The organism is [Pseudopropionibacterium] massiliense, assembly GCF_900607225.1.
GTDB lineage: Bacteria > Actinomycetota > Actinomycetes > Propionibacteriales > Propionibacteriaceae > Arachnia > Arachnia massiliensis.
Genome location: NZ_LR027842.1, coordinates 237,353 through 258,389 on the forward strand (window position 1 = coordinate 237,353; position 21,037 = coordinate 258,389).

5 protein-coding genes are annotated in these 21,037 nt (G+C 63.0%); all 5 read right to left on the bottom strand.

What is annotated here, in order from left to right; all coding sequences use genetic code 11:
• Nucleotide 1: 1 nt before the first annotated feature.
• The 5 genes from E0E39_RS01025 to E0E39_RS01045 are packed head-to-tail and all read right to left on the bottom strand — an operon-like array spanning nt 2 to nt 20,910.
• Nucleotides 2–784, bottom strand: coding sequence for a thioesterase II family protein (locus tag E0E39_RS01025; protein ID WP_130873083.1), 783 nt, complete (start codon nt 782–784; stop codon nt 2–4).
• Nucleotides 774–5,552 (bottom strand): type I polyketide synthase, encoded by a 4,779-nt coding sequence (locus tag E0E39_RS01030; RefSeq protein WP_130873084.1) that lies wholly within the window; start codon nt 5,550–5,552, stop codon nt 774–776. The genes E0E39_RS01025 and E0E39_RS01030 overlap by 11 nt, the downstream gene beginning before the upstream one ends.
• Nucleotides 5,549–14,479 carry a type I polyketide synthase gene (locus E0E39_RS01035; protein WP_130873085.1) on the bottom strand — a complete coding sequence of 2,977 codons (8,931 nt, stop codon included), beginning with the start codon at nt 14,477–14,479 and terminating at the stop codon, nt 5,549–5,551. Before E0E39_RS01035 ends, E0E39_RS01030 begins: the two co-directional genes overlap by 4 nt.
• Nucleotides 14,476–19,164, bottom strand: coding sequence for an SDR family NAD(P)-dependent oxidoreductase (locus tag E0E39_RS01040; RefSeq protein WP_130873086.1), 4,689 nt, complete (start codon nt 19,162–19,164; stop codon nt 14,476–14,478). The genes E0E39_RS01035 and E0E39_RS01040 overlap by 4 nt, the downstream gene beginning before the upstream one ends.
• A 24-nt stretch (nt 19,165–19,188) precedes the next feature.
• Nucleotides 19,189–20,910 (bottom strand): fatty acyl-AMP ligase, encoded by a 1,722-nt coding sequence (locus E0E39_RS01045; RefSeq protein WP_130873087.1) that lies wholly within the window; start codon nt 20,908–20,910, stop codon nt 19,189–19,191.
• Nucleotides 20,911–21,037: the final 127 nt, after the last annotated feature.

The window sequence follows — 21,037 nt, forward strand, 5'->3', positions numbered from 1 at the left end:
TTCACATCCCTCCGGTGTATGATTCTGTGCCATTCGTCACCGGGGCGCACAGCTTGCTGAGAATTTGCTCTGTGGCGTCCCAGAGAAAGAAATGACCGCCTCGGAAATGGTGTATCCGGAGTGGACGAGTGAAATTGGAAGCCCACATCTCCAATGTTCCCGGGAGCACCATTTGGTCAGCGCAGCCCGAGAACACCTCGGGGATCGGTTTCGTGAGCGGGGATAGTTCTTTGAACTGATACTCGTCGGAAAGCCGCAGATCCTCGACCAAGGGCTCCATCAGGAGCATTAACAGTTCCTCGTGTGCGAGGATCTCCTTCGGCATTCCTCCCAGAGCAGTCAGCACCCTGAGGAGCTCATCGTATGGCAGCTTGCTGAGTTTCGTCGTCGACTGGTGCTGAGGCGCCGACCGCGCCGACAGGCCCAGGCGCAGGGGCCCGAATCCGAACTCATGCTCCAGGTTGCGAGCAACGAGAAAGGCTACCAATGCCCCGAGCGAATGACCGAAGAACACGAACGGTCGGTCGTCGTGCTCGTCGAGGAAATCCCTTGTGAGTGTTTCTACTAAACGCTCCATGCACGAGGGGTGGGCCTCGCGGTACCGGTCATGGCGGCCTGGCATCTGACATGAGACCACCTCTACGCCGGAGGGAGCTCGAAAGGCCCAGGTGCGATACGCGGCGGCGCTTCCCCCCGCGTAGGGAAAACAGTACAGCCTCCACGCTGCGTGAGGCCGCGGTTGGAACGCGAGATAGCGTGCGGCGTGGCTGTGGCTACTGGTCATGGTCGTTCCGCCTCCTCAAACGGTTCAAACGTGCGGCCCGGTTCTTCGCGCGCACTTCGGCGATCTCGACCCCGAGGGTCGGAGGCTTCTTCGTGGGTGATGCATCGAGGAGGATCTCTTCAGCGATTTGCTGCGTAAGATCGGCCGTGGTGGCACCTTGGAGGAGAGAAGCGACGCCTAGTTTTACGTTGAAAATGCGTTTGATGCCTTGGATGATGCGCAACACGAGGAGCGAATCGATCCCCAGAGTGGTGAGTGGACGATCCCGTGGTATCTCGGAGTCCTCGTAGCCCATGAGTTGTGCGACCACGCGGGTGACGCCGTTGTGGATCTCGGTGAGTGCTTTGGCGCGGGGCATGGCGCGCAGCACCTCCGGGCTGATCGTGTCGTGGGTCTCACCACCGATGACGAGCGCCTGGTAGAACGGGTTGGTCATGATCTGGGGGAAATTGGCCAGTAGCACCGGTTCATTGAGTCGGGCGGCCACGGTCTCCGGGCGATCGGCGGCCACGAGCCGACGGAGGATGGCCAGACCTTTGTCAGGGGGGATGGGATCCATCATCCGGTCGCGTGCACCGGCTGCGAGCCCCACTTCGCCCCACCGGCCCCACTGAACGATTGTGCCAGGTAAACGTCGGCCGCGACGATCGGAGATCACTCCCTCCATAGCGGCGTTGGCCGTCGCATACCCGGTCTGACCCGGTGACCCCAGGACCGTTCCAGCAGTGGAGAACACCACGAAGAAGTCGAGTGGGTCGTTCACGGTGACCTCGTCGATCCGGCGGGCCCCAACCACCTTGGGACGCCACATCTGGTCGACCGCCGCGATGTCCAGTGTCGCGAGGGTCTGATCAGCGACTACACCTGCGGCATGGATGACGCCTCGCAATGCGAGTTGGCGTTCGTCGGCGACGGTCCGGCACCTGCTCGCTGTATCCTCGTCAGCGATGTCACCGAGAACGATCTCAACTCGGTCGTCGGCGAGGAAATCGTCAAAGTCCGTGCTCATCCCTTGCTCGGGACGACTTCTCCCGTTGAGAATCACGCACCCGGCGCCCTCGTGGTGCAGGGCTTCAGCCACCCGGAGACCGAGTCCGCCCATACCTCCCGTGACAAGGTACGCACCGTCGGGACGGGTGATCCGTCCATCTACCGTCTGCGGGGGTGGAACCCGGACGCACGTCGCCATGAGCGGTCCGTCACCGGTCAGTCGTAGTGAATCTCCACTCCATGCTCGGGCGAGCGCAGTGTCAAGTGCATCTGATGGTGTGGGAGCGGAGATGGTGCGAAGGGGGAGACCGGGTACCTCCAGTTTCGCGCAGCGAACCAGCGCCCGTGCGGTGCGGGCTGCAGCGTCGTCGTGGTCTCCCAGTGTCACGATTGTGACGAGATTCTGGGTCGTCTTGTCCGCGACCATGGCCGCTACGGCTTCGACAAGCTGACGTGCTGCTCCCTCAGGTCCGCCCTCCGCTCCGCTGTTGGTCACGAGGATGAGGTGTACAGCGTCGTTTGTCACATGTCCGTCTTTCAGTCTTTGCGCGACCTGCTGGGATGCCTCGGTCGTGTCGAGGACCCTGATTTCTGGGTGCCCCGAGACCGTTTCGTCCGAGAAGGTCTCGGGGACCCAGGCTACTTCGTAAAGCGCGTTCGCCCATGAGAAAGGAGCTTTCTCCCGACCTAGCGGTTGTGCCCGGAGCCCACGGACACTGATCGCCGGTTCGGCCGCATCCTCGGCCCAGAGATCGAGGTCGATCAACCAGTCGCGGCCGGTTTGTCGTCCGTACCCGATTGCCCGGACGACCGTCGCGCGGGGCGTCTGCACGAAGAGTCGGTCCACTGCTACGGGCACCACGACGCCGTCAAGAGCACTTTCTGGGAGTGCCGCAGTCATCATCAGCAGAGCAGCGTCCAAAGCGCGGGGATCGAACATGTGCCCGGGGGAGTCGTCGATGGCCCGATGTAGAGACCCTGTCAGCCATCCCTCGCCGTGGTCAAAGGTCTCGCCGAGAAGCTGGAAGTTGGGGCCGTACTCTTGCCCTGACCTACGGGCGCGGGTCAGCAACTCCTCCGGGCTGACCGCGCGTGGCACTGCCTCGTCATCGGATATCTGCAACGGTACGGGCCGCCGCCCGTCAGTCATCCCGTCGATGCGAGCAGTGGCGTGGGTCGTTGAGGAGCCGTCGGAGGCGGTGACGACCTTGATCGTCCTGTTGTCGGGGCGGACGTGGGCAGTCACGGTGACCTTTTCCTCCACCGGGAGCATCTCGAGCAGCTTCACATCTCTGACGTCTACCTTCCCTAGTCCGGTCGCGGCGGCGGTGGCGCAGAGTTCCAGGAGAACAGCGCCAGGCGTCACCGGCGTTCCGAAGAGGCTATGTTCCGTGATCCACGGGTGATGTCCGGAGCCGATGTCGCCCTGAAACAGATGCTCGCCGTCCGGCATCGTCACGTGAGCATCAAACAGGCTTCGCTGACGGGGGACAGCCGACGCGGCGGGCGCGTCATACCAGAACCGCTTGTGGTTCCAGCGCGGTGGCCGCACCTGGACAGCACGCACGGTCGCTTTTCTTCCCGCAATCTGCTGCATGGACTCCTGCACGACGGGGTGGGGTGACACCTCGGTGAATCTGGTTGCGCCCTCCGCCAAGGCCCGTTCCATCGCATCGGAGAACGCGACTGTCTCGCGCAGGTTGGCGACCCAGTGTTCGGTACCCCAGTCATCGCCCAGACTGCAGGTGCTGAACGCCGGGCACCGGGCAGATCCCGTGTCGCCCAGATCTGCCAGCCGCTCACGGAGTCGGGCGAGGACCGGCTCGACGAACTGGCTGTGGGACGCCACGTCCACACGGATGATCGACACCGCGGGTCCGTGTCCGCTGGAACAGCGTTCTGCGAGATCGTCGATTTCCTCGGACAGACCGGCCACTACGGTCTCGGCAGGCCCGTTGAGAGCGGCAATCTCGAGCGAGGTGCCCGATCCCATCCAGCGACGCGCATCATCGCCGTTGCACCTGACCACGGCCATGGCGCCGCCGGGGGGCAGCGTATTCAGCAGCCTCGACCGTTCCACGATGATCCGGATCCCCTGCTCCCGTGTAAGGATCCCTGCAACCACAGCTGCCGCGACCTCGCCCATGGAGTGTCCGATCACAGCCGTGGGAGGTCCCTGGGCGGCCTCAAGCATTGCTGCGGCCGCGACCTGGAAGCCGAAAATGGCCGGTTGAGCGGTGGCCATCGTGCTCAGAGCGGTTGTGCCGTCGAGCACCTCGTGCAGGGAGAAACCCGCGATGGCTTGAAACAGCGGGTCCAGTTCGTCGATGGCAGTCGCGAAGTCTGCGTCCTCGAGCATGAAACGGCGCCCCATGCCCTCGAACTGGCCGCCCTGCCCAGGAAAGACCCAGACACTGGGCCACGGCCCAGGGGAGTGCGTTTTCAGTAACATGTGGGCGTTTGTTCCACCGAATCCGAACGCCGACACCGCACCCACGGTGCGCATGCCGTGGCCGCTCAGCGGCGTGAGTGCTGAGGGAACGGTGAGGCGAGTGCCCTGCGGCTCCATCGCCGGGTTCCACGAACGGAAATGCAAGTTTGCGGGGATCTGGCCATGTTGCAGACACAGTACCGATTTGGCGACGGACGCCGCACCGGCCGCCGCCTCAAGATGGCCCATGTTGGTCTTGATCGCGCCCAAGTAGCAGGGCTCGGCGCCTGACCCGTACACCTCGGAGAGTGCGCCGAACTCGATGGGGTCTCCGAGGGGGGTCCCTGTGCCGTGGGTCTCCACGAATGCCACCTCGGTGGGATCGATGTCGGTGTGAGAGAGCGCATCGCGCATCACGGCGATCTGCGAGTTCTGGTTGGGAGCGGTCAAACCGTTCGAGCGACCGTCCTGGTTCACAGCACTGTTGATGATCACAGCCATGATGCGGTCCCCGTCCCTCTCGGCTTCCTTCAACCGCTTGAGGACGAGCACAACGCATCCTTCACCCCGGACGAACCCGTCAGCACGGGCGTCGAACGCCTTGAGTTTGCCCTCAGGAGACAGCATCGACCAAGCCCCGAGAGCCGTGGTGCTGTGCGGGTCGAGCATGAGGTGGACACCACCCGTGAGGGCCAGGTCACACTGCCTCCCGCGCAGTCCATGGACCGCGGCATCCAGCGCGACAAGGGATGACGAGCACGCTGTATCGATCGCCATGCAGGGGCCGTGCAGATCAAAATGATATGAGACACGCCCCACCGCAACCGAGTGGGGGTTGCCCGTTGCGGTGTAGGCGTCGATTGGCTGGTCGAGCTTCGACCCCACAGTCAAGTAGTCGTTCGACGACAATCCCATGTAGACACCGGTCTTTGAGCCCCGCAGCGATTTCTCACTGAGGCCGGCGTGTGCGATGGCCTCAGCGGTGACCTCGAGGAGGTGACGCTGCTGGGGATCCATCCTCTTGGCCTCATAGGGTGAGATCCCGAAGTGGAGGGCGTCGAAGCCCGCCACATCATCGATGAAAGCACCCCAGTCACACGCGTTGGCCGGTCCGTCACGGTGACTGGGCCAGCGTCCCTCGGGCACCCGTGTGACTACGTCACCGCACTTCGCCAGTAGTTCCCACAGGTCACCCATGGTGGTGACGCCGCCCGGCAGCCGGACCGCTGCACCGATAATTGCAGCGGCATCCGATCCTGCCGGAGGGTCCTGCCGATCCAACTCTCTGCGCAGCGACTGGCGTGCCTGTGGAGTCAAGGCCGCCACCATGGCTGTGATCTGATTCACGCTCGTTCCTCCTCTCCGTCGCGCAGGGCCTTGCCCAAGTTCGTGATCCACTGCGCGTCCTCATCGGAAATCACCGGTGATGTCGATTCCTCGGCAGACTCGCGGAGCAGATCTCCTCTCAAGACCCGTAGCAGGGCATCGGTCAGCTGCTCGACCGTTGGTGAGGACCAGATCAGTGTGACTGGCAGACGCACGCAGCCGGAATGTTCCAAACGGTTGCGGAGCTCAAGGGCCATCAAGGAGTCGAGCCCGAAGCTTGCGAAGGGGGCTTGGGGATCGATGGTGCAGGGATCACAACGCAGTACCGCGCCCAGTTCTCTGACCACCAGACCGTGGACACGGTCGCGGGCCTCGGCATCCGTTGTCGCTCCGGCCAGCAACAACACATCTGATTTGCTGGTGTCGGGATCGATCTCCAACTCCGAGAAGTAAGGCAGCTCGCTCACGACCGGGTAGGACTGGAACCACTGCCTGGCGTCCATGTGGAACACTCCGGTGCGTTGAAGGCTGGAGCGGATAATCCGTTCAAGCGCGCCGAGTCCTTCAGCGTTGGTGAGGGCATGATAGCCGAGAGTCGAGAAACTGGTTGCCAAGCCGGTTTCGGCCCAAGGCCCCCAGCTGATGACTTTGACCGGGCACCCCCGCTCGGCGCGCTGCAGAGCCAGCGCTTCCATAGCGGCATTCGCTGCTGCATACGATCCTTGGCCTGGTGATCCCAGCAGAGCAGCGGCGGACGAAAAGAGAACGCAGAAGTCGAGGTCGTCGTCTGCGATGGCGTCCAGCAGCAGCCGGGCTGCGTCGACTTTTGGGCGGAAGACGCTGCGCATGGTGTCCTCGTCGATGGCGCGGATCGTCTGATCACGTACGACACCGGCACTGTGGATGACCCCGCGCAGCGGGCCGGCCTTGCGCGCGTGGCCGACCAACTCCGCAATCGTTTCTGCTTCCGTAACGTCGCCAAGGACGATGTCGATTTCTAGACCATCTGTCTTCCACTGCTCGATCGTGGCCGCGCAGGCCTTGTCAGGTCCGTTGCGCCCATTGAGTACGAGTCGTCGAGGCATCTGGGCGGCAAGCCAGGAAGTTGTCACCCAGCCGAGGCCGCTGAATGCGCCCGTGACGATGTAAGAACCACTGGGGCGCACGACTCGGTTTGCAGGTGGCTGAGCCTCGATGTTGGTGGCACCGGTAACGATGATCTTGCCGTGGTGGTCTTGATCGCTGAAGGCAGCGAGCGCATCGTCGAGCCGGGAAAGCTCGAAGCTACGTGTAGGCAGTGGTGTCACCCAACCATCCGCGACCCCGTCGACGACCTCCGTCAACAAACGGCGTGCGGCACCGATGTCGTGGTGCATCAGGTAGGCGAGGTCCACGGCGCTGAACGATCCACCCCGGGCGAGGGCCGCGAGATTCAACGTCCCGTGTCCGAAAGTGGCATTCTTGCTGAGCTCTACGAACCTCCCTTCAGGTCGCAGGACACTGAGTAGTTGATGGAAAGCAGTTCCCGTGAGGGTATTCAGGACGACATCAACCCCGCCAGTGAGTTTCTTCACACGCTCGGCAAGATCCGGAGCACGTGAGTCCAGTACGTCTTCGAATCCGAGGCTGCGCAGGTAGCTGCGTTTGGTCCGAGTGCCCGCGGTGACGATGGTTCTGGCCCCGAGGTGGCGGGCGAAGGTGATTGCCGCAAGACCGACGCCGCCCGAGGCGGATGTGACCAGAATCGTTTCCCCAGCTCCGAGACGTGCGATATTGTCAAGGCAGTGCAGGGCCGTCGCGTACGCCGTCGGCAGAGTGGCGGCGTCAGTGATTGAGAGGCCGTCCGGGACCCGGCTGAGGAGTTCTGCTCGAGCGCGAATCGTGGTGCCGAACGTACCTGTTGCCAAGCCGAAGACCCGCTCCCCGGGGCTGAACTCTGTCTGAGAACCGCAGGCGATCACCGTGCCGACGAGCTCGCCGCCCAGGATCGATGTCTCGCCCGGACGCAGGGGATAGGAACCCCTCCGCTTGAGGACGTCGGAGAAGTTGAGCCCGGCGGCTTCGACTTGTATGAGGACCTCGTTCTTATCAAGGGGTGGGTTCGGGACCTCGACCCACGTCATTGATCCGTTCTGCACCTCGGCTCGTGCGATGGTAGAAACCCCGACGGGGAGGATCAGCTCACGGGGCATCGGCTGGACCTGTTGAAGCCTGCACGTCCGCGTGGTGCCTCCTACCAGCGCGACATCCCTCTCGGGGCTGTCCGCTTGGACGTGCGAGACAACCGCGGCTTCTTCCAGGGCGTCGAACGAGACGACGGATGCTCGCAGATCGGGGTGCTCGTACGCGAGGACGCGGCAAAATGCCCGCAGAGCCGCCTCGGTCGGCTGCTCTGTCCCGGTAGCCGGTACCTTCACGAGGCAGTAGAGGCGGGGTGTGTCCCGTAGCTTCCAGCCCAGGATCCTCGTAGCAGCGCGCTGGATGGCCATGAGCACGCCCACTACGTCAAGGTCGGTAGTGGAGTCGACAACCACGCAGACAGCCTCCGGCAAACCTGCCGGATCGGAAGTCGAAGCGATTTCAACGGCGCTGGTTCCGAACGTTGCTTCGAGCTGATCGGCGAGTTGCGTCGATGTTTCCCCGGACGAGACGATGTGGACCCGGGTGCTGCCGGGCTGTTCAGATACGTCCGGGAGATCGGTCCAGCACTGGTCAAACAACGGGACCTCCGGGCTAGCGGGAGCGTCGAGGCGGCGCAGGATGATGCCGCTGATGTCAACCCAGCCTTTCTCGGTCGTCATGCGCACGGCTCCCGTTGCCCGACCATCGTCATCTTGAATGATGCGAGCCTGTGCCGTGGCGTCGTTGCCGAACCTGCCGGTGACATGGATGCTGCCGATACGTTCCGGGAGAACCGTGTCCGTCGCTTCGGCTGGGGATGGAACCGCGAGTGTCTGGAGGGCGCCGTCGAGCAGTGGCGGGAAGATACGCATGCGCCGGCCCGCAGCCCGATGTGAGGTGATCCTCAAGTGTGCAGTGGCCGTGCCGTCAGAGCCGAGAGCCGCGTCCGCCACCGGGGTGAAGACCCCGGAGTGCTGCTGACCGACGCTTCGGAGTCGCTCATATAGACGCGTCACCGGGAAGTCCTTCCAGATGCCCGGGCCATTCCAGTCAGAATCGGCCTTCGACATATCCGTGGGGGGCACCACAGTCACCTGAGCGGAGGCGTGGAGGCGCCAAGAGGGGCTCAGTGAGCCGATGCGCACCCGCCATGTGTCGGCACCTGCCGGTTCAAGGGAGGTCGTGACGTCCGTTGACTCGCCCAGCGCCAGCATGCTGTGCAGCTCAAGGTTGCTGATCCTCACCGAGGTTGGTTCGTTCTTGATCGTGTCGACTGCCTCGACGATCATGGCCACCCAGGCGGCGAGCGGCATGACGGTGATGCCGTTGACTTGATGGTCCGAGAGCCAAGGGGCTGATCCGAGCAGATCGCGTCGGGTGAACACATGCTCCCCCGATGGTGTCACTCCGTGTTGGCCCAACAGGGAGAAGTCCCCTGTGTCGCGCACGGTGGCCTCGAACCAATGCCGCTTCCGGTTCCAGGTTACCGGGGAACGCGTGGACCGAGGATTGGGCCGAATCGAGGGATCGTGGCGGCGCATGCTCGGGACGAACGTCACGTCCCGACCGGCGGCGCAGTCGAGGACTGATGCCCCGAGCAGCGGGTGGGGTGCCATCTCAACGAACTGCTTCTCGCCGTCGGCGAATGCCCGCTCGAGTGAACCCATCAGCTGGACGGGACGCCGCAGGTTGTCAGCCCAGTAGTCCGGGTCGAAAGTTGGTTGACCCGATACTGTCGACAGGAAGGGGACATCTGGTTCGTGGGGGGTGATGCCTTTCAAGACTTTTCGCAGGGTGGGGAGCAGCCGGTCCACCTGCGGGGAGTGCGATGCGACATCCACCGCGATCTCGCGTGCGAAGAGACCACGATCTTGGAACTCCTTGGTTATGGCTCGGATAGCCTCGGGTGTTCCGGAGAGGACGGTCTGCTCGGGCGCGCTCAAAACTGCGATGTCGACGTCGGGATGTTTCCGCACGACCTCGCGGGCGGTTGTCTCGGTTGCCTCAAGCATTGCCATGAGCCCGTTGCCTGAGATTGTGGAGAGCAGCTTGGAGCGCCTGGCGATGATCGCCATGCCGTCGGCGATGTCGAGAGCGCCCGCTACGACGGCGGCAGCGACCTCGCCCATGGAATGACCAATAACTGCGGTCGGTTGAGCACCAAGAGACCGCCACATCTCGGCGAGCGCCACTTGCATGCAGAAGATGGCCGGCTGCACCAGTTCAATTCCCTCAAGGGGGGCTTCTCCCGTCAGCAGAGGCCTGAGGGAACATCCCGTCTCCCGCTCGAAGTGGGGTGTCAAGTCCGCTACGGCCTTGGCGAAGGCCGGGCTGGTCTCCAGGAGGTTGTTGCCCATCCCATCCCACTGGGAACCTTGACCGGAGAAGAGCCAGACTCCGTTGCTGGACGCGTTGGCAGGGCCGCTCTCGATGATGATGTGGACGTTGGTTCCGGATGCGCCAAAACTCGAAACGCCTGCGCGGGCGGGACGCCCTGCTGTCGCAGGCCACGACGTCAGGACGGACGGCACCTCGACGTGCGAGGCGCGTGGGGTGACCTGTGAGGTCAGCTTCTGGAAATGCAGGTTCGGTGGGATCTGGCGGTGAGAGATCGCCAAGGCCGTCTTGATGATCCCACCGATGCCCGCGGCAGCCTCCATGTGGCCGGTAACGCTCTTGAGCGCTCCCAGAATGATCGGATCTTTGCGGTCGCCGAAGACCTCGCCCAGCGCTTCCAACTCGATTGGGTCACCGACCGCGGTTCCTGCTCCGTGAGTTTCGACGAAGTCAATGTCGTCAGGGGTCAGCCCTGACCGGGCAAGTGCGTCCGAGATTACGGCGGACTGGGCTGCCCCGTTGGGAACGGTCTGTCCCGCGCTTTCACCGTCTTGGCCACACGAGCTCCCGCGCAACACGGCGACCACCCGGTCGCCATCCCGCAGCGCCGCCGACAGGGGTTTCAGCATGATCATGCCGCCGCCTTCGCCGCGCACGAACCCGTCGGCGGAGTCGTCGAAACTCGCGCAGAAGCCACGCGGGGACAGCATGCCCCAGCGAGTAAACGAGACAGAGGTGTCAGGGACGAGCATGAGATTGACGCCACCCACTAGCGCCGCGTCACACGTCCCCGAACGAAGTTCCCCGAGAGCCAGGTGAAGAGCCGTCAGGCTGCTGGAGCATGCGGTGTCGACGGCCATAGCTGGACCTTGGAGACGCAAGTGATACGACACCCGGCCGGCTGCGAAGTTGGCCGCGATACCGGTCCCCGTGTAAGCGTCGACGTCCTCCGGGGAGTTGGCGCGGATCTGCAACGTCATGTAGTCGTGCGTGGTGATCCCGATGAAGGTGCCTGTACGGGTCCCCTGTAGACCGAGAGGGGGAAGCCCGGCGTCGTTGAGGGTCTCAATTGACAGCTCCAGCATGAGACGCTGCTGCGGGTCCATAGCTGCGGCTTCGCGAGGCGAGATACCGAAGAACTCGGCGTCGAACTGGGCGGGATCCCACCGAGTCAGGAATCCGCCGCGATCGGTGCGGATGGTACCAAGGGCGGTCGGGTCGGGATCAGAGAAGCTGTCGGCGTCCCAACGTTGGGACGGGACGTGGCTGATGGCGTCCCTGCCAGTGGACAAAGTAGTCCAGAACTCGTCGATCGTCTCGCCGCGGGGGAAGCGGCAGGCCATACCCACAATGGCGATGGGTTCCTCGGGCGCCGTCGAGGGAGTGGTCGATGCGTCTGCCGGGGCTGTCTTCTCCACGGGCTGCGTCAACTCTCGGATGTGGGCGGCGAGAGCAGTGACTGTCGGGTGACTGTAGACAGCCGTTGGTGAAAGCTCGATGCCGAAGTCATTGCTCAGGGTCCGCTGGATCTGGACTCCCATGAGTGAGTCGATCCCTAGGTCGAAGAATCCCTTGTCGACGGGGAGTTGTCCCGGGTCGCTGAGGTGGATGCAGTTGGCCACCACCTGCTGTACCCAGGCCACGACTGCTCGTTCGCGATCCCGGGGAGCAGTCGCGGCCAGCGTGGCTGCCCCCTGTGCTTCTTTTGTGTGCTCGGTCGGTGGACACAGCAGGTCATCCACCAAGGTGAACGACGTCTGAGTGGAGTAGGCGGTTCGCAGGAGCTCCCAATCGGCATCGGCCACCATGACCTGTGCCTTGTCGGGCTGCGAGAGAAGCTGATCGAGTGCATGTATCGCGAGCCGGTCGTCCATGGCTCGGAGGCCTGACCCTTCAACGTGGCGCCGTTCGTGGTCGGTGGTCTCCTCAAGGCGACCCGCCCAGATGCCCCAGTCGATCGTGAGCGCAGGCAGACCTCGCTGTCTGCGCCGGTGAGCGAGCCCGTCGAGGAAGGCGCTGGCTCCCGAATAGTGCGCCAGTTGCTTCGACCCAAGGCAGCCCGTGGTCGATGAGAACAGGGCGAAGATCGATAGGTCCAGGTCCGCGGTCAGTTCGTCAAGATAGACGGCAGCGTTCACCTTTGGGCGGTACATCTCGTCGATGTCCGATGCCGTCAGCTCGGCCATGTCGATTTGCCTGCCCGCGAATGCTGTCAGGAACACGCCGGTGAGCGGAGGTCGGTCGGCACCGAAAGCATCAATCACGTGGCGCATCTGGTCAAAATCGTCGGCGTGTGCTTGTACCCAGCGCAGATCGGCGCCCTGCTCGTTGAGCGCTGTCATGCGCTGGACCAGCTCCTCACTTGGTTCTCCTCGACCGGTCAGGGTCAGGTGCACCGCACCGCGGGCGACGAGGTGATCGGCTAGGGCGAGCCCGACAGGACCATTTGCCCCCACGATCAGGTAGCTGTGCTCGTCGTCGAGTTCTTCTGGCGCGAGCTGGGTCACCGAGTCAGGGGCGGGGAGCAGACGGGGCACCAAGCGGCGTCCTGCGTCCATGACAGTGAAAAGTTCGCCGTCTTTAGCGGTGAGGTGAGTCAGCAGTCCTTCCGCCAAGGTTTCGTCTGTATCCGCGTCGACGGCGCCGCCGAACGTCGCCCCCATCTCCAAGGCACACGCACGGGCCCATCCCCACCACGAGGAGGCGATGGGATCGACCGCCGTATTGAACCTTGGATGGGCCGAGTGCGTCGCGATGACCATCTGGTGTCCCGGGAGCTTTTCTAATCGCGTCGCGAGGCCGGCCAATTCTGCTGCCTCGTCGCGCAGACCGTCCAGGTCAGTGAGATCGCGGCCGGTTTCCGGCATAACGATGGTGACCTGGGTTTCACCGGGCCGCCACGAGTCGATACGGCCTGACGTAACCTCTGCTCCCCGTGCGCGGAGTGCTTCGGCGAGTGCTTCGGCTGAGTTTCCCGTAGCGGAGAGCACCTCGATCGTCACGGCCCGGGGAGCTCCTGCAAGGGCAGGCAATTCCACGAGGTCAGGCACTAGGAACCATCCGTCCGGAGTAGCGCGGGAGTCGGACATGGGGAGGGGCCATGACTTCTCGTGGTTCCACGTGCGCGGTGCAGGTCTTGGCCATGCGGCGGTGCGGCTGCCCTCCTCAAGCACTACGTGCGCGTTCGTACCGCTGAATCCGAAAGCAGACACCGCTGCACGTCGTGGTCGGTCAGTCTGCCACTCGACGGCATTTTCGGCTACGCGCAGGCGGGTCGGGCGTTCACCGATGTGGGGGTTGAGTCGGTCGAATCCGGGATTGCGTGGGATACGGCCGGAGCCGACCACCATGACGGCCTTGATGAAGCCGACAATCCCTGCGGCTGCCTCAAGATGACCGATATTCGACTTGACGGCTCCCAGAATGCAGGGCTCACCCGTCGTCGCGGGTTTGCCGTAGACCTCATGCAGTGCCTCGTATTCGATGGGATCGCCCAGCGCGGTACCGGTGCCGTGCGTCTCAATGTAACCCACCGACGTGCTTGGAATGCCTGCATTCTCTAACGCTTGCTCGATCACTGCGACCTGAGCCGCTCCCCTGGGTGCGGTCAGTCCTTGGGAACGGCCATCCTGGTTGACAGCGCTACCTCGGATTACCGCCAAGACCTCATCGCCATCCCTGATGGCGTCCGACAGCCGTTTGAGGTAGACGGAGCCCACTCCCTCGCCACGAACGAAACCGTCAGCGGCGGCGTCGAATGGGCTGCACCGTGCGCGCGGCGACAGCATCCCCCATGAGTCCAAACTGTCGTGGGTGTGTCGTGACAGGATGACATTGACACCGACGACAATCGCCCCGTCACACTCCCTCATGCTCAGGCTGCGAGCTGCCTGGTGGATGGCCACCAACGACGTCGAGCACGCGGTGTCGAAACTGATCGCGGGGCCGCTCAGGTCGAGCGTGTAGGCAAGCCGGCCGGCGGCAACGCTGTGGGCGTTGCCACTGGCACTGTAGGGAGTGGATTCGCTTCCCAGAGCCTCACCGAAATCATGATGGTAGATCCCGAGGAAGACTCCCGTAGTGCTGCCGCGTAGGTCGTCGACTGTACGCCCCGAGTCCTCAATGGCCTCGATCGCGCTCTCGAGGGCGAGGCGTTGCTGAGGGTCAAGGGATTCGACTTCCCGTGGGGTCAGGCCGAAGAAGTTGGCGTCGAACCGGTCGAGTCCCGAGATAAACCCGGCCCGGACGCCATGAGGGTCGCCGATCCAACGTCGGGGTTCGGCCGGGGAGATCGGTGTGCGACCCTCCGCGAGGAGCCGGTCGAAATCGGCGATCCCATGAACGTTACCGGGTAGCCGGCACGCGACCCCGAGGACGGCGATGGGTTCGCTGCTTAGCTGTGATGACGCTGACCGAAGCGCTTCGACAAGCCGATTGCTCTGGCGGCTGTCCAGGGCGGCCAGGCGCGTGTACGACGACTTCTCGATCATTGGTCCTCAACCTCCTCCAGGAGTTGTTCGAATGCCGAGGTCTCATGTGCATGATCCGGATCCGGTATGGGCGGCGCATTCACCGTGTCGGTTACGGGGCCCAGCTCATGGGCGGCGATGATTGTGTTGATGGTGGGATGGTTCCACAGGAAGCCCACTGGAAGGTCGGCTCCGACGAGTTCATTGAGGCTGCGCAGAATACGTAGAGCGAGGATTGAGTCCATACCGTATTCCGCTAGCGGACGGTCGTACGACAGCTTATCGGTGATGCCCAGATGGTGGCGCACGATGGAGCCGACCAAACGGTGTCGCTCGGCTTCGTCGGCACGTTCCCACTCATCGGAAGTGTTGCCAGTTCGGTTGGCCCTGCCCCCCACGATGAAGGCTTGGGGTGACTGCTGCGAGAAGGCCCAGATACTTGCTCTCAGGGCTGCTTCGGGTCGGAGCTCATTCCATCCTTGCGAGCGCAACGCCTCAGATGCCAGTTTGGCTCGGTCATCGCCCGCCATTCCGACGGAAGCCCACGGTCCCCAGTTCACGACCCGCCAGTTGTGTCCTGACGCTACTGCGCGACGCACAATCCCGTCGACGAGCGCGTTGGCGGCGGCATAAGCGCTCTGCCCCTGTACGCCCCTGATGGATGCAGCGGATGAAAACACTATCCCGCACGTGCCCTCGTCGCAGACATCCAGCAACTCCGTCAGGGCGCCCGCTTTGATGGCGAGGGTTCGCCCCAGTTCTGCGGTGGACAGGTCCGTCAACGCGACGTCGGGGGAATACCCGGCCAGGTGGTAGACAAAGCCGATTCTGCGTCCCGTGTCGAGCTGCCACTGGCGTAGCCAGTCGGACAGGGCCCCGTGCTCGACGAGGTCGACGGTGGCAATCCAGACGGTGACGCCTTGTTGCGACAGCTCATCCATGAGGAGGGGATCTGGCCGACTTCGCGTCACCAACACCATGACTCGGGCTCCGTGATCGGCCAGGAAACGAACGAGAAGCCGCCCGATGCCACCAAATGCACCAGTCACCAGCACCGCGTCCTCTGTATCAAGGTCAAACGACCTGGGATGCGGTACTGGCGAGAAGGAACCGAGTTCTAGGGACCAGCCGCAAAGTTCTCCCGTCGAGGTGGACGTTGGGGAGTCGATTATTCCCAACCAGCGGTCGGGATACTCGGCAGCGATCGGGCTGGCAAGACCCCAGAGTGCACAGGCCTCGGGAGAGGCCGCAGTTGTGTTCCATAGTCCGCTGGTCGCGATCGCGAGACGCTCACCAGGCTTCAAAGCGTCTAGGCGCCGCCGGGCTTCAAGGACCAGTTTCGTCGCAGCCGCCACCGGGTTGGGGTCTGCCCGGCCGGGAGCTGGTACCGCCCACACGGTGGCCCCGGTGCGGTTTAATGTGGTCTTGCGCCACATGACCTTAGCCTGCATCGCGTCGGGTGAGCTGCCGAGGTCGTGCGCAGAGAGGTCTGTCAGGAGAAGAAGCGGAGTGTCTGCCCTATCTTTCGCGATCACTTGCCACACCCCGTCCTCGAAATGTCCAGTGACGATCGCCTCGTCGGCGGTGGAAGTGCCTAACTCCGCTACCGCACCCACGCCCACGGGTGTCATCGTGGTCCCGGCTGCGAGAGAGGGCAGCAGGCAGGCTGCGTCGAGCAGCGCAGCGAGACGTGAGTTACGGCTCTCTGGCAGTTTTATGCGTAAGGCGACGCGGGTCTCGTCGTGGAACCAACCGGTGGGGCAGCCTGGCCCTGCCAGCGCGGCCAGCACCTCGTCGGTGGGCTCCTCCCACTCGTTGGGTTCCCATCCAGTGGTGTTTGGAGGAGCCATCAAAGGCTTCTCGGATGTTTGGGCCGATGCGACCAGTGTCGCGTCAGAAGCGCCCGGCTCGGCGACATGGATCGTGACCTCGCCGCTATTCGTGGTCGTCAGTACCTCCTGCACTTTTTCCAAGCTCAGGGGCGAATGGAACAAGACCTCCTTCACGTGGCCATAACCAGCGATGAGGAGCGTGGACAGCAGCTTCCAAGCGGGTACGACGGGCCGATTGCCTAGGCGATGACTTTCCTTCTGGGGCATAGAAGTCGAGCGCCACAGCCTGAGGTCGGCCGTGCCCGGGAGGCTGAGCATGGACCCCAGCATGTGGTTCTTGCCGCAGATTGGTGCAGACGACACGGGCTTGCGCCGCCGGTGTTGGTCATGGTTGGTGTCCCGGTTCCACCGGCGTCTTGAGGGCAGGTCCTCCTGGACATCCCGGACGAGTCCGGGGCGCACGGTAATGTCCTCACCGGACGCCGTCTCGGCTATGGCTGTGAGCAGTGCGGGATGTGGGGACACCTCGACGAATGCCCGGACTCCCAGGTTGAGGACTTCCTTTACCGCCTCGGTGAAGAACACTGGCTGCCTCAAGTTCTTGATCCAGTGTGAGACGCCTTCGCTCGGATGGCTGCCGCTGACGGTGCTGATAAGCGGGATCTCGCCCGGGAGGACCTCCAAGGTCTCGACTGCTTCCCGGAAGGGGTCGAGCACCTCGTCCATCAGCGGGCAATGTGAGGCGAAATCGACGTCCAGATAACGAGGCTCGGCCGCTTCCGAACCTAGACGGTCCACGGCTGCTTTGACAGCGCCGGGCTTTCCGGAAATTAGGGTCATGGTTGGGCTGTTGTGGCCGGCGACCCACACATCATCAAGTCCATCGATGATCTCGCCCGTACGCTGGGCGGAAGCGGAACTGATGACCATGGCTCCTTTCCCGGAAAACCTCTGGAGACATTCGGCACGTCGGCAGATGAGACGCGCCGAATCTTCCGGGGACAGAATGCCTGCGATGCAGGCTGCGGCCACCTCTCCCATAGAGTGTCCGATCACGAATGCGGGGCGATAACCGCGCTCCAACCAGAGTGAGGCCAGCGCCACCTGGATGGTGAATAGTGCAGGCTGGACCTGCATGGGGCCTGAGGGGAGTCGACCCTCTGCGATCAGTTCCCGGATCGAGAAGCCGGAGTATTTGTGGATGACCGGGTCGATACGGTGGACCATCTGAGCGAAGCCCGGCTCGGCGAGGAGGTTCTGCCCCATTCCGGCCCATCGGGATGTCTGCCCAGAGAACACCCAAGCAGGGTCCACGTCCGAGCCATAGGGTGGCGGCTGCTCAAGCACCACGTGCGAATTCGAACCTCCGAAGCCGAAGGATGAGACCCCTGCCCTGCGGGGTCTGGAGCCATCCGGCCAAGGACGAAGGCCGGTCACTACCTCGAAACCGGAGAAGTCGATCATCGGGTTCGGGGCCTCGAAGTGGATGGATGGCGGCAATGTTTCCTCGGACATTGCCAACAGAACCTTGATGACACCGGCCATCCCTGCGGCGCCCTCCAGATGACCAATGTTGCTCTTGACGGAGCCGACGAGGAGAGGCGTCCCGATTCTGCGACGACCGTAGGCGTCGCCCAGAGCCTCAATCTCGATGGGGTCGCCCAGGGCTGTACCAGTTCCGTGACACTCGACATAGGAGATCTCGTCGGCGTTCACTCCCGAGTTCGCGAGTGCCTGCCGCAGAACCGCCGACTGGGCGGAGGTGCGCGGTGCCAGGAGGCCGTTGGAGCGGCCGTTCGTGTTGACGGCCGAGCCTTTCACAATGCCTCGGATACGGCTGCCGTCGCGCAGGGCAGTGTTCAATCGCTTCACTACGAGGACCCCACATCCCTCGCTGCGAACATAGCCGTCTGCCCGGTGGTCGAAGACTTTGCAGCGGCCATCGTCGGCCATTGCACCGGCATGGCTGAACGAGAGCCCACCAGCGGGTGACAGAAGGAAGTTGACTCCGGCGACGAAGGCCATGTCGCACTCACCGGCACGAATGCTCGTCGCTGCGACGTGCAAGGCCACGAGCGACGAGGAACAGGCGGTGTCGATCGCAATGCTCGGCCCGGAGAGGTCGAAGTTGTAGGAGAGTCGGTTGGCGAGCATGGCAACAGATGCCCCGGAATTGGTCCAGGCATCCACCTCGGCGAGGTCAGCGGCTGCGGTGAGGATGTGCTCGTGTCCGCTGACCCCGACAAAGACCCCGACCGCGCGTCTCGCGATCTGGCAGGGAAGCAAACCGGCATCTTGGAGAGCGTCGCTTGCGACTTCCAGGAGCATTTGCTGTTGGGGATCCATGCGTGCAGCTTCGGTGGGCGAGATAGCGAAGTACTGGGCGTCGAACCCGAAGGGATCATCAATAAGTCCCGCGTACCGGGGGACGCCTTCCTGTCGCAGGTGTGACGGGACGAACCCAAGCGCCGACCAGCGGGAGTCGGGGACTTCGCTGATCGCATCGGAGCCGGTGTACAACATGTCCCAGAATTCGACGAGTCCGTTCTTGGCGCCCGGGAAGCGACAGGCGATCCCCACAATCGCCATGGGCTCGTTGTCGTCTTGCGGCGGTGTGTCGCCGGGCTGCGTGAAAGGCTGTTCCCCGGCAAGCCGCTGGGCGAGCTGGCGGATGGTCGGGTAGTTCCACGCTGCTGTGGCCTCCAAGGTCTGGCCGCTCGCCTCTTCCACAGCGGTATTGAGCGCGATGAGATCACGTGATCTCAGACCAAGATCCGCCCACGTGCTCGTCGCAGGTATGGTCGCGTCGTGCTTCCCGGTCTGATCTCGGACCCAGTCCTGTAGCCAGTGTTCCCAACTGGAAGTATCGTGCATGCTTTGTACCAACTTCGCGATCGTTCATCGAAACTGAAGCGTCTGTGCACTCAGTGCGCGAGGGTTTTCGGCCTCGCAGGCGTACCACTTGTCACGGGCCAGAGGGCGCTGGATTTTTCCGCTGGTTGTCAGCGGAATAAACCCGGGCGGCACCAGTGCCACGATGGCCGAGGTCAGCCCGTGATGAGTTGTGAGCGCAGAGCGGATGAGCGAGGACAGCTTGTTGTCGTCTTCCTCCGTCAGGCTCCGTCGTTCGGCGATGATCAAGGGGACTTCGGTTTCGCCGGTATCGTGGGAAACCACCGCGACACGTCCTGGCCTGATTCGGGGATCAACTTGTTGAACCGTGTGCTCAAGGTCTTCGGAGTATTGGTTGCGTCCATCAATGATAAGCATGGCTTTTAACCGGCCCACAATATGTAGATCGTCGTCAATCATCATCACGAGATCGCCCGTTCGCAGCCACGGACCACCATTGTCTTCGGGCAGGGACTGGAATGCCTGCTCGGTGTGATCGTTGTCCTGCCAATATCCTTGGGCGATGTTCGGGCCGCGGAGCCAGAGCTCTCCGACACGTTCCTGAGGAAGAGTCTCAAGGGTGGTGGGGTTGACGACCTGGTACTCCGTGCCTTCGGCAATGGGGCCGCAACTCACGAGGTCGACTGAGTCGGTTTTGTTCCGTGGCGGCTTTAGGTATCCCTCGGACAACCCGTCGCGGGAGGCTGCGTGTACTTTGAGCCGTGATGTGCATGAGACGAACACTGTTGCTTCGGCCATGCCAAACGATGGCCTGACTGAGCCTGCCGGAAGGCCGTACGGAGCCAAAGCTTCCTCAAATTTCTGAATGGTTGACGGTCGCACGGGCTCGGAGCCATTGAGGAGCCAGTGAATGCGGGAGAGATCGAGGTCGTCGTAGTCTTTGCCCACACCACGTTGAAGCACGTATTCGTAGGCGAAGTTGGGGGATCCGGTGATCGCAGGTTCCGGGCAGTCCAGCTCGCGGATCCAGCGGCTCGGGCGTCGCAGAAACGATTCCGGGGACATGCAGGTGGTCGGGAGGCCGACCATGACTCCTAAGCCCAGTGCGAAGATGAGGCCCATGTCGTGATGTATCGGTAGCCACGACACAACCCGGTTGTCGGGGGTGATGTCGAGGCCTGCGCAGGATTGTCTCACGTTGAATTCGAACGCAGAATGCGTGATCATGGCTCCGGACGGGCGTGAGGTCGAGCCCGATGTGTACTGCAGATAGAGGATATCGTCAGGGCGTTCCCCAGCGGAGGCGAGGCATCTCTGAATGTCGGTGTCGTCGCTCGGTTCGCCCATCAGAGCCTCGGCATCAAGGATGAGCGTGTCGTGGCCCACATACGTACCGGCTTCGGCGAGCGATGTCTGGTTCGTGAGGATGAACCGAGGTTTGCAACTATGCAAGATGGCATCGACCCGACTGCGATCACTTTTGGCGGGCGTCGGCGCGAAAAGCGGGACGGCGATCACCCCGCCCAAGGTGCATGCGATGAATGAGAGCCAGTAAGCTCGTGATGTGGGGAGCATGATGACGGCACGTTCTCCCGGACCACGTGACGATGTGCGAAGGACTTGAGCCAGACGACAGGCCTGCCCCGCTATGTCTTGCCATGATGCAGTTTCGCGGTGAACTGTGCCGTGTGGATAGGTCAGCCACTCGATGGATGAGGCAAGTGGATTTGTTTCCAGACGCTTAATAACTAAGTCTCTGATGGTCATATCTACTTCTCGGGGGTGGAAGTGGGTTGGATAGGTGCAGGCCTTGAGGTTTACTCACGGGCGGCGCGTCTGTCGGCAAGCCCCTAGGCAAGGCGTGCTTGAGGATGGTTGTGAAGTAAGCCTCCTT

Excerpts from the sequence above, each read along its gene's own strand:
- E0E39_RS01045 (WP_130873087.1), bottom strand. The coding sequence starts at position 20,910 with ATGACCATCAGAGACTTAGTTATTAAGCGTCTGGAAACAAATCCACTT.
- E0E39_RS01025 (WP_130873083.1), bottom strand. The coding sequence starts at position 784 with ATGACCAGTAGCCACAGCCACGCCGCACGCTATCTCGCGTTCCAACCG.
- E0E39_RS01035 (WP_130873085.1), bottom strand. The coding sequence starts at position 14,479 with ATGATCGAGAAGTCGTCGTACACGCGCCTGGCCGCCCTGGACAGCCGC.
- E0E39_RS01040 (WP_130873086.1), bottom strand. The coding sequence starts at position 19,164 with ATGCACGATACTTCCAGTTGGGAACACTGGCTACAGGACTGGGTCCGA.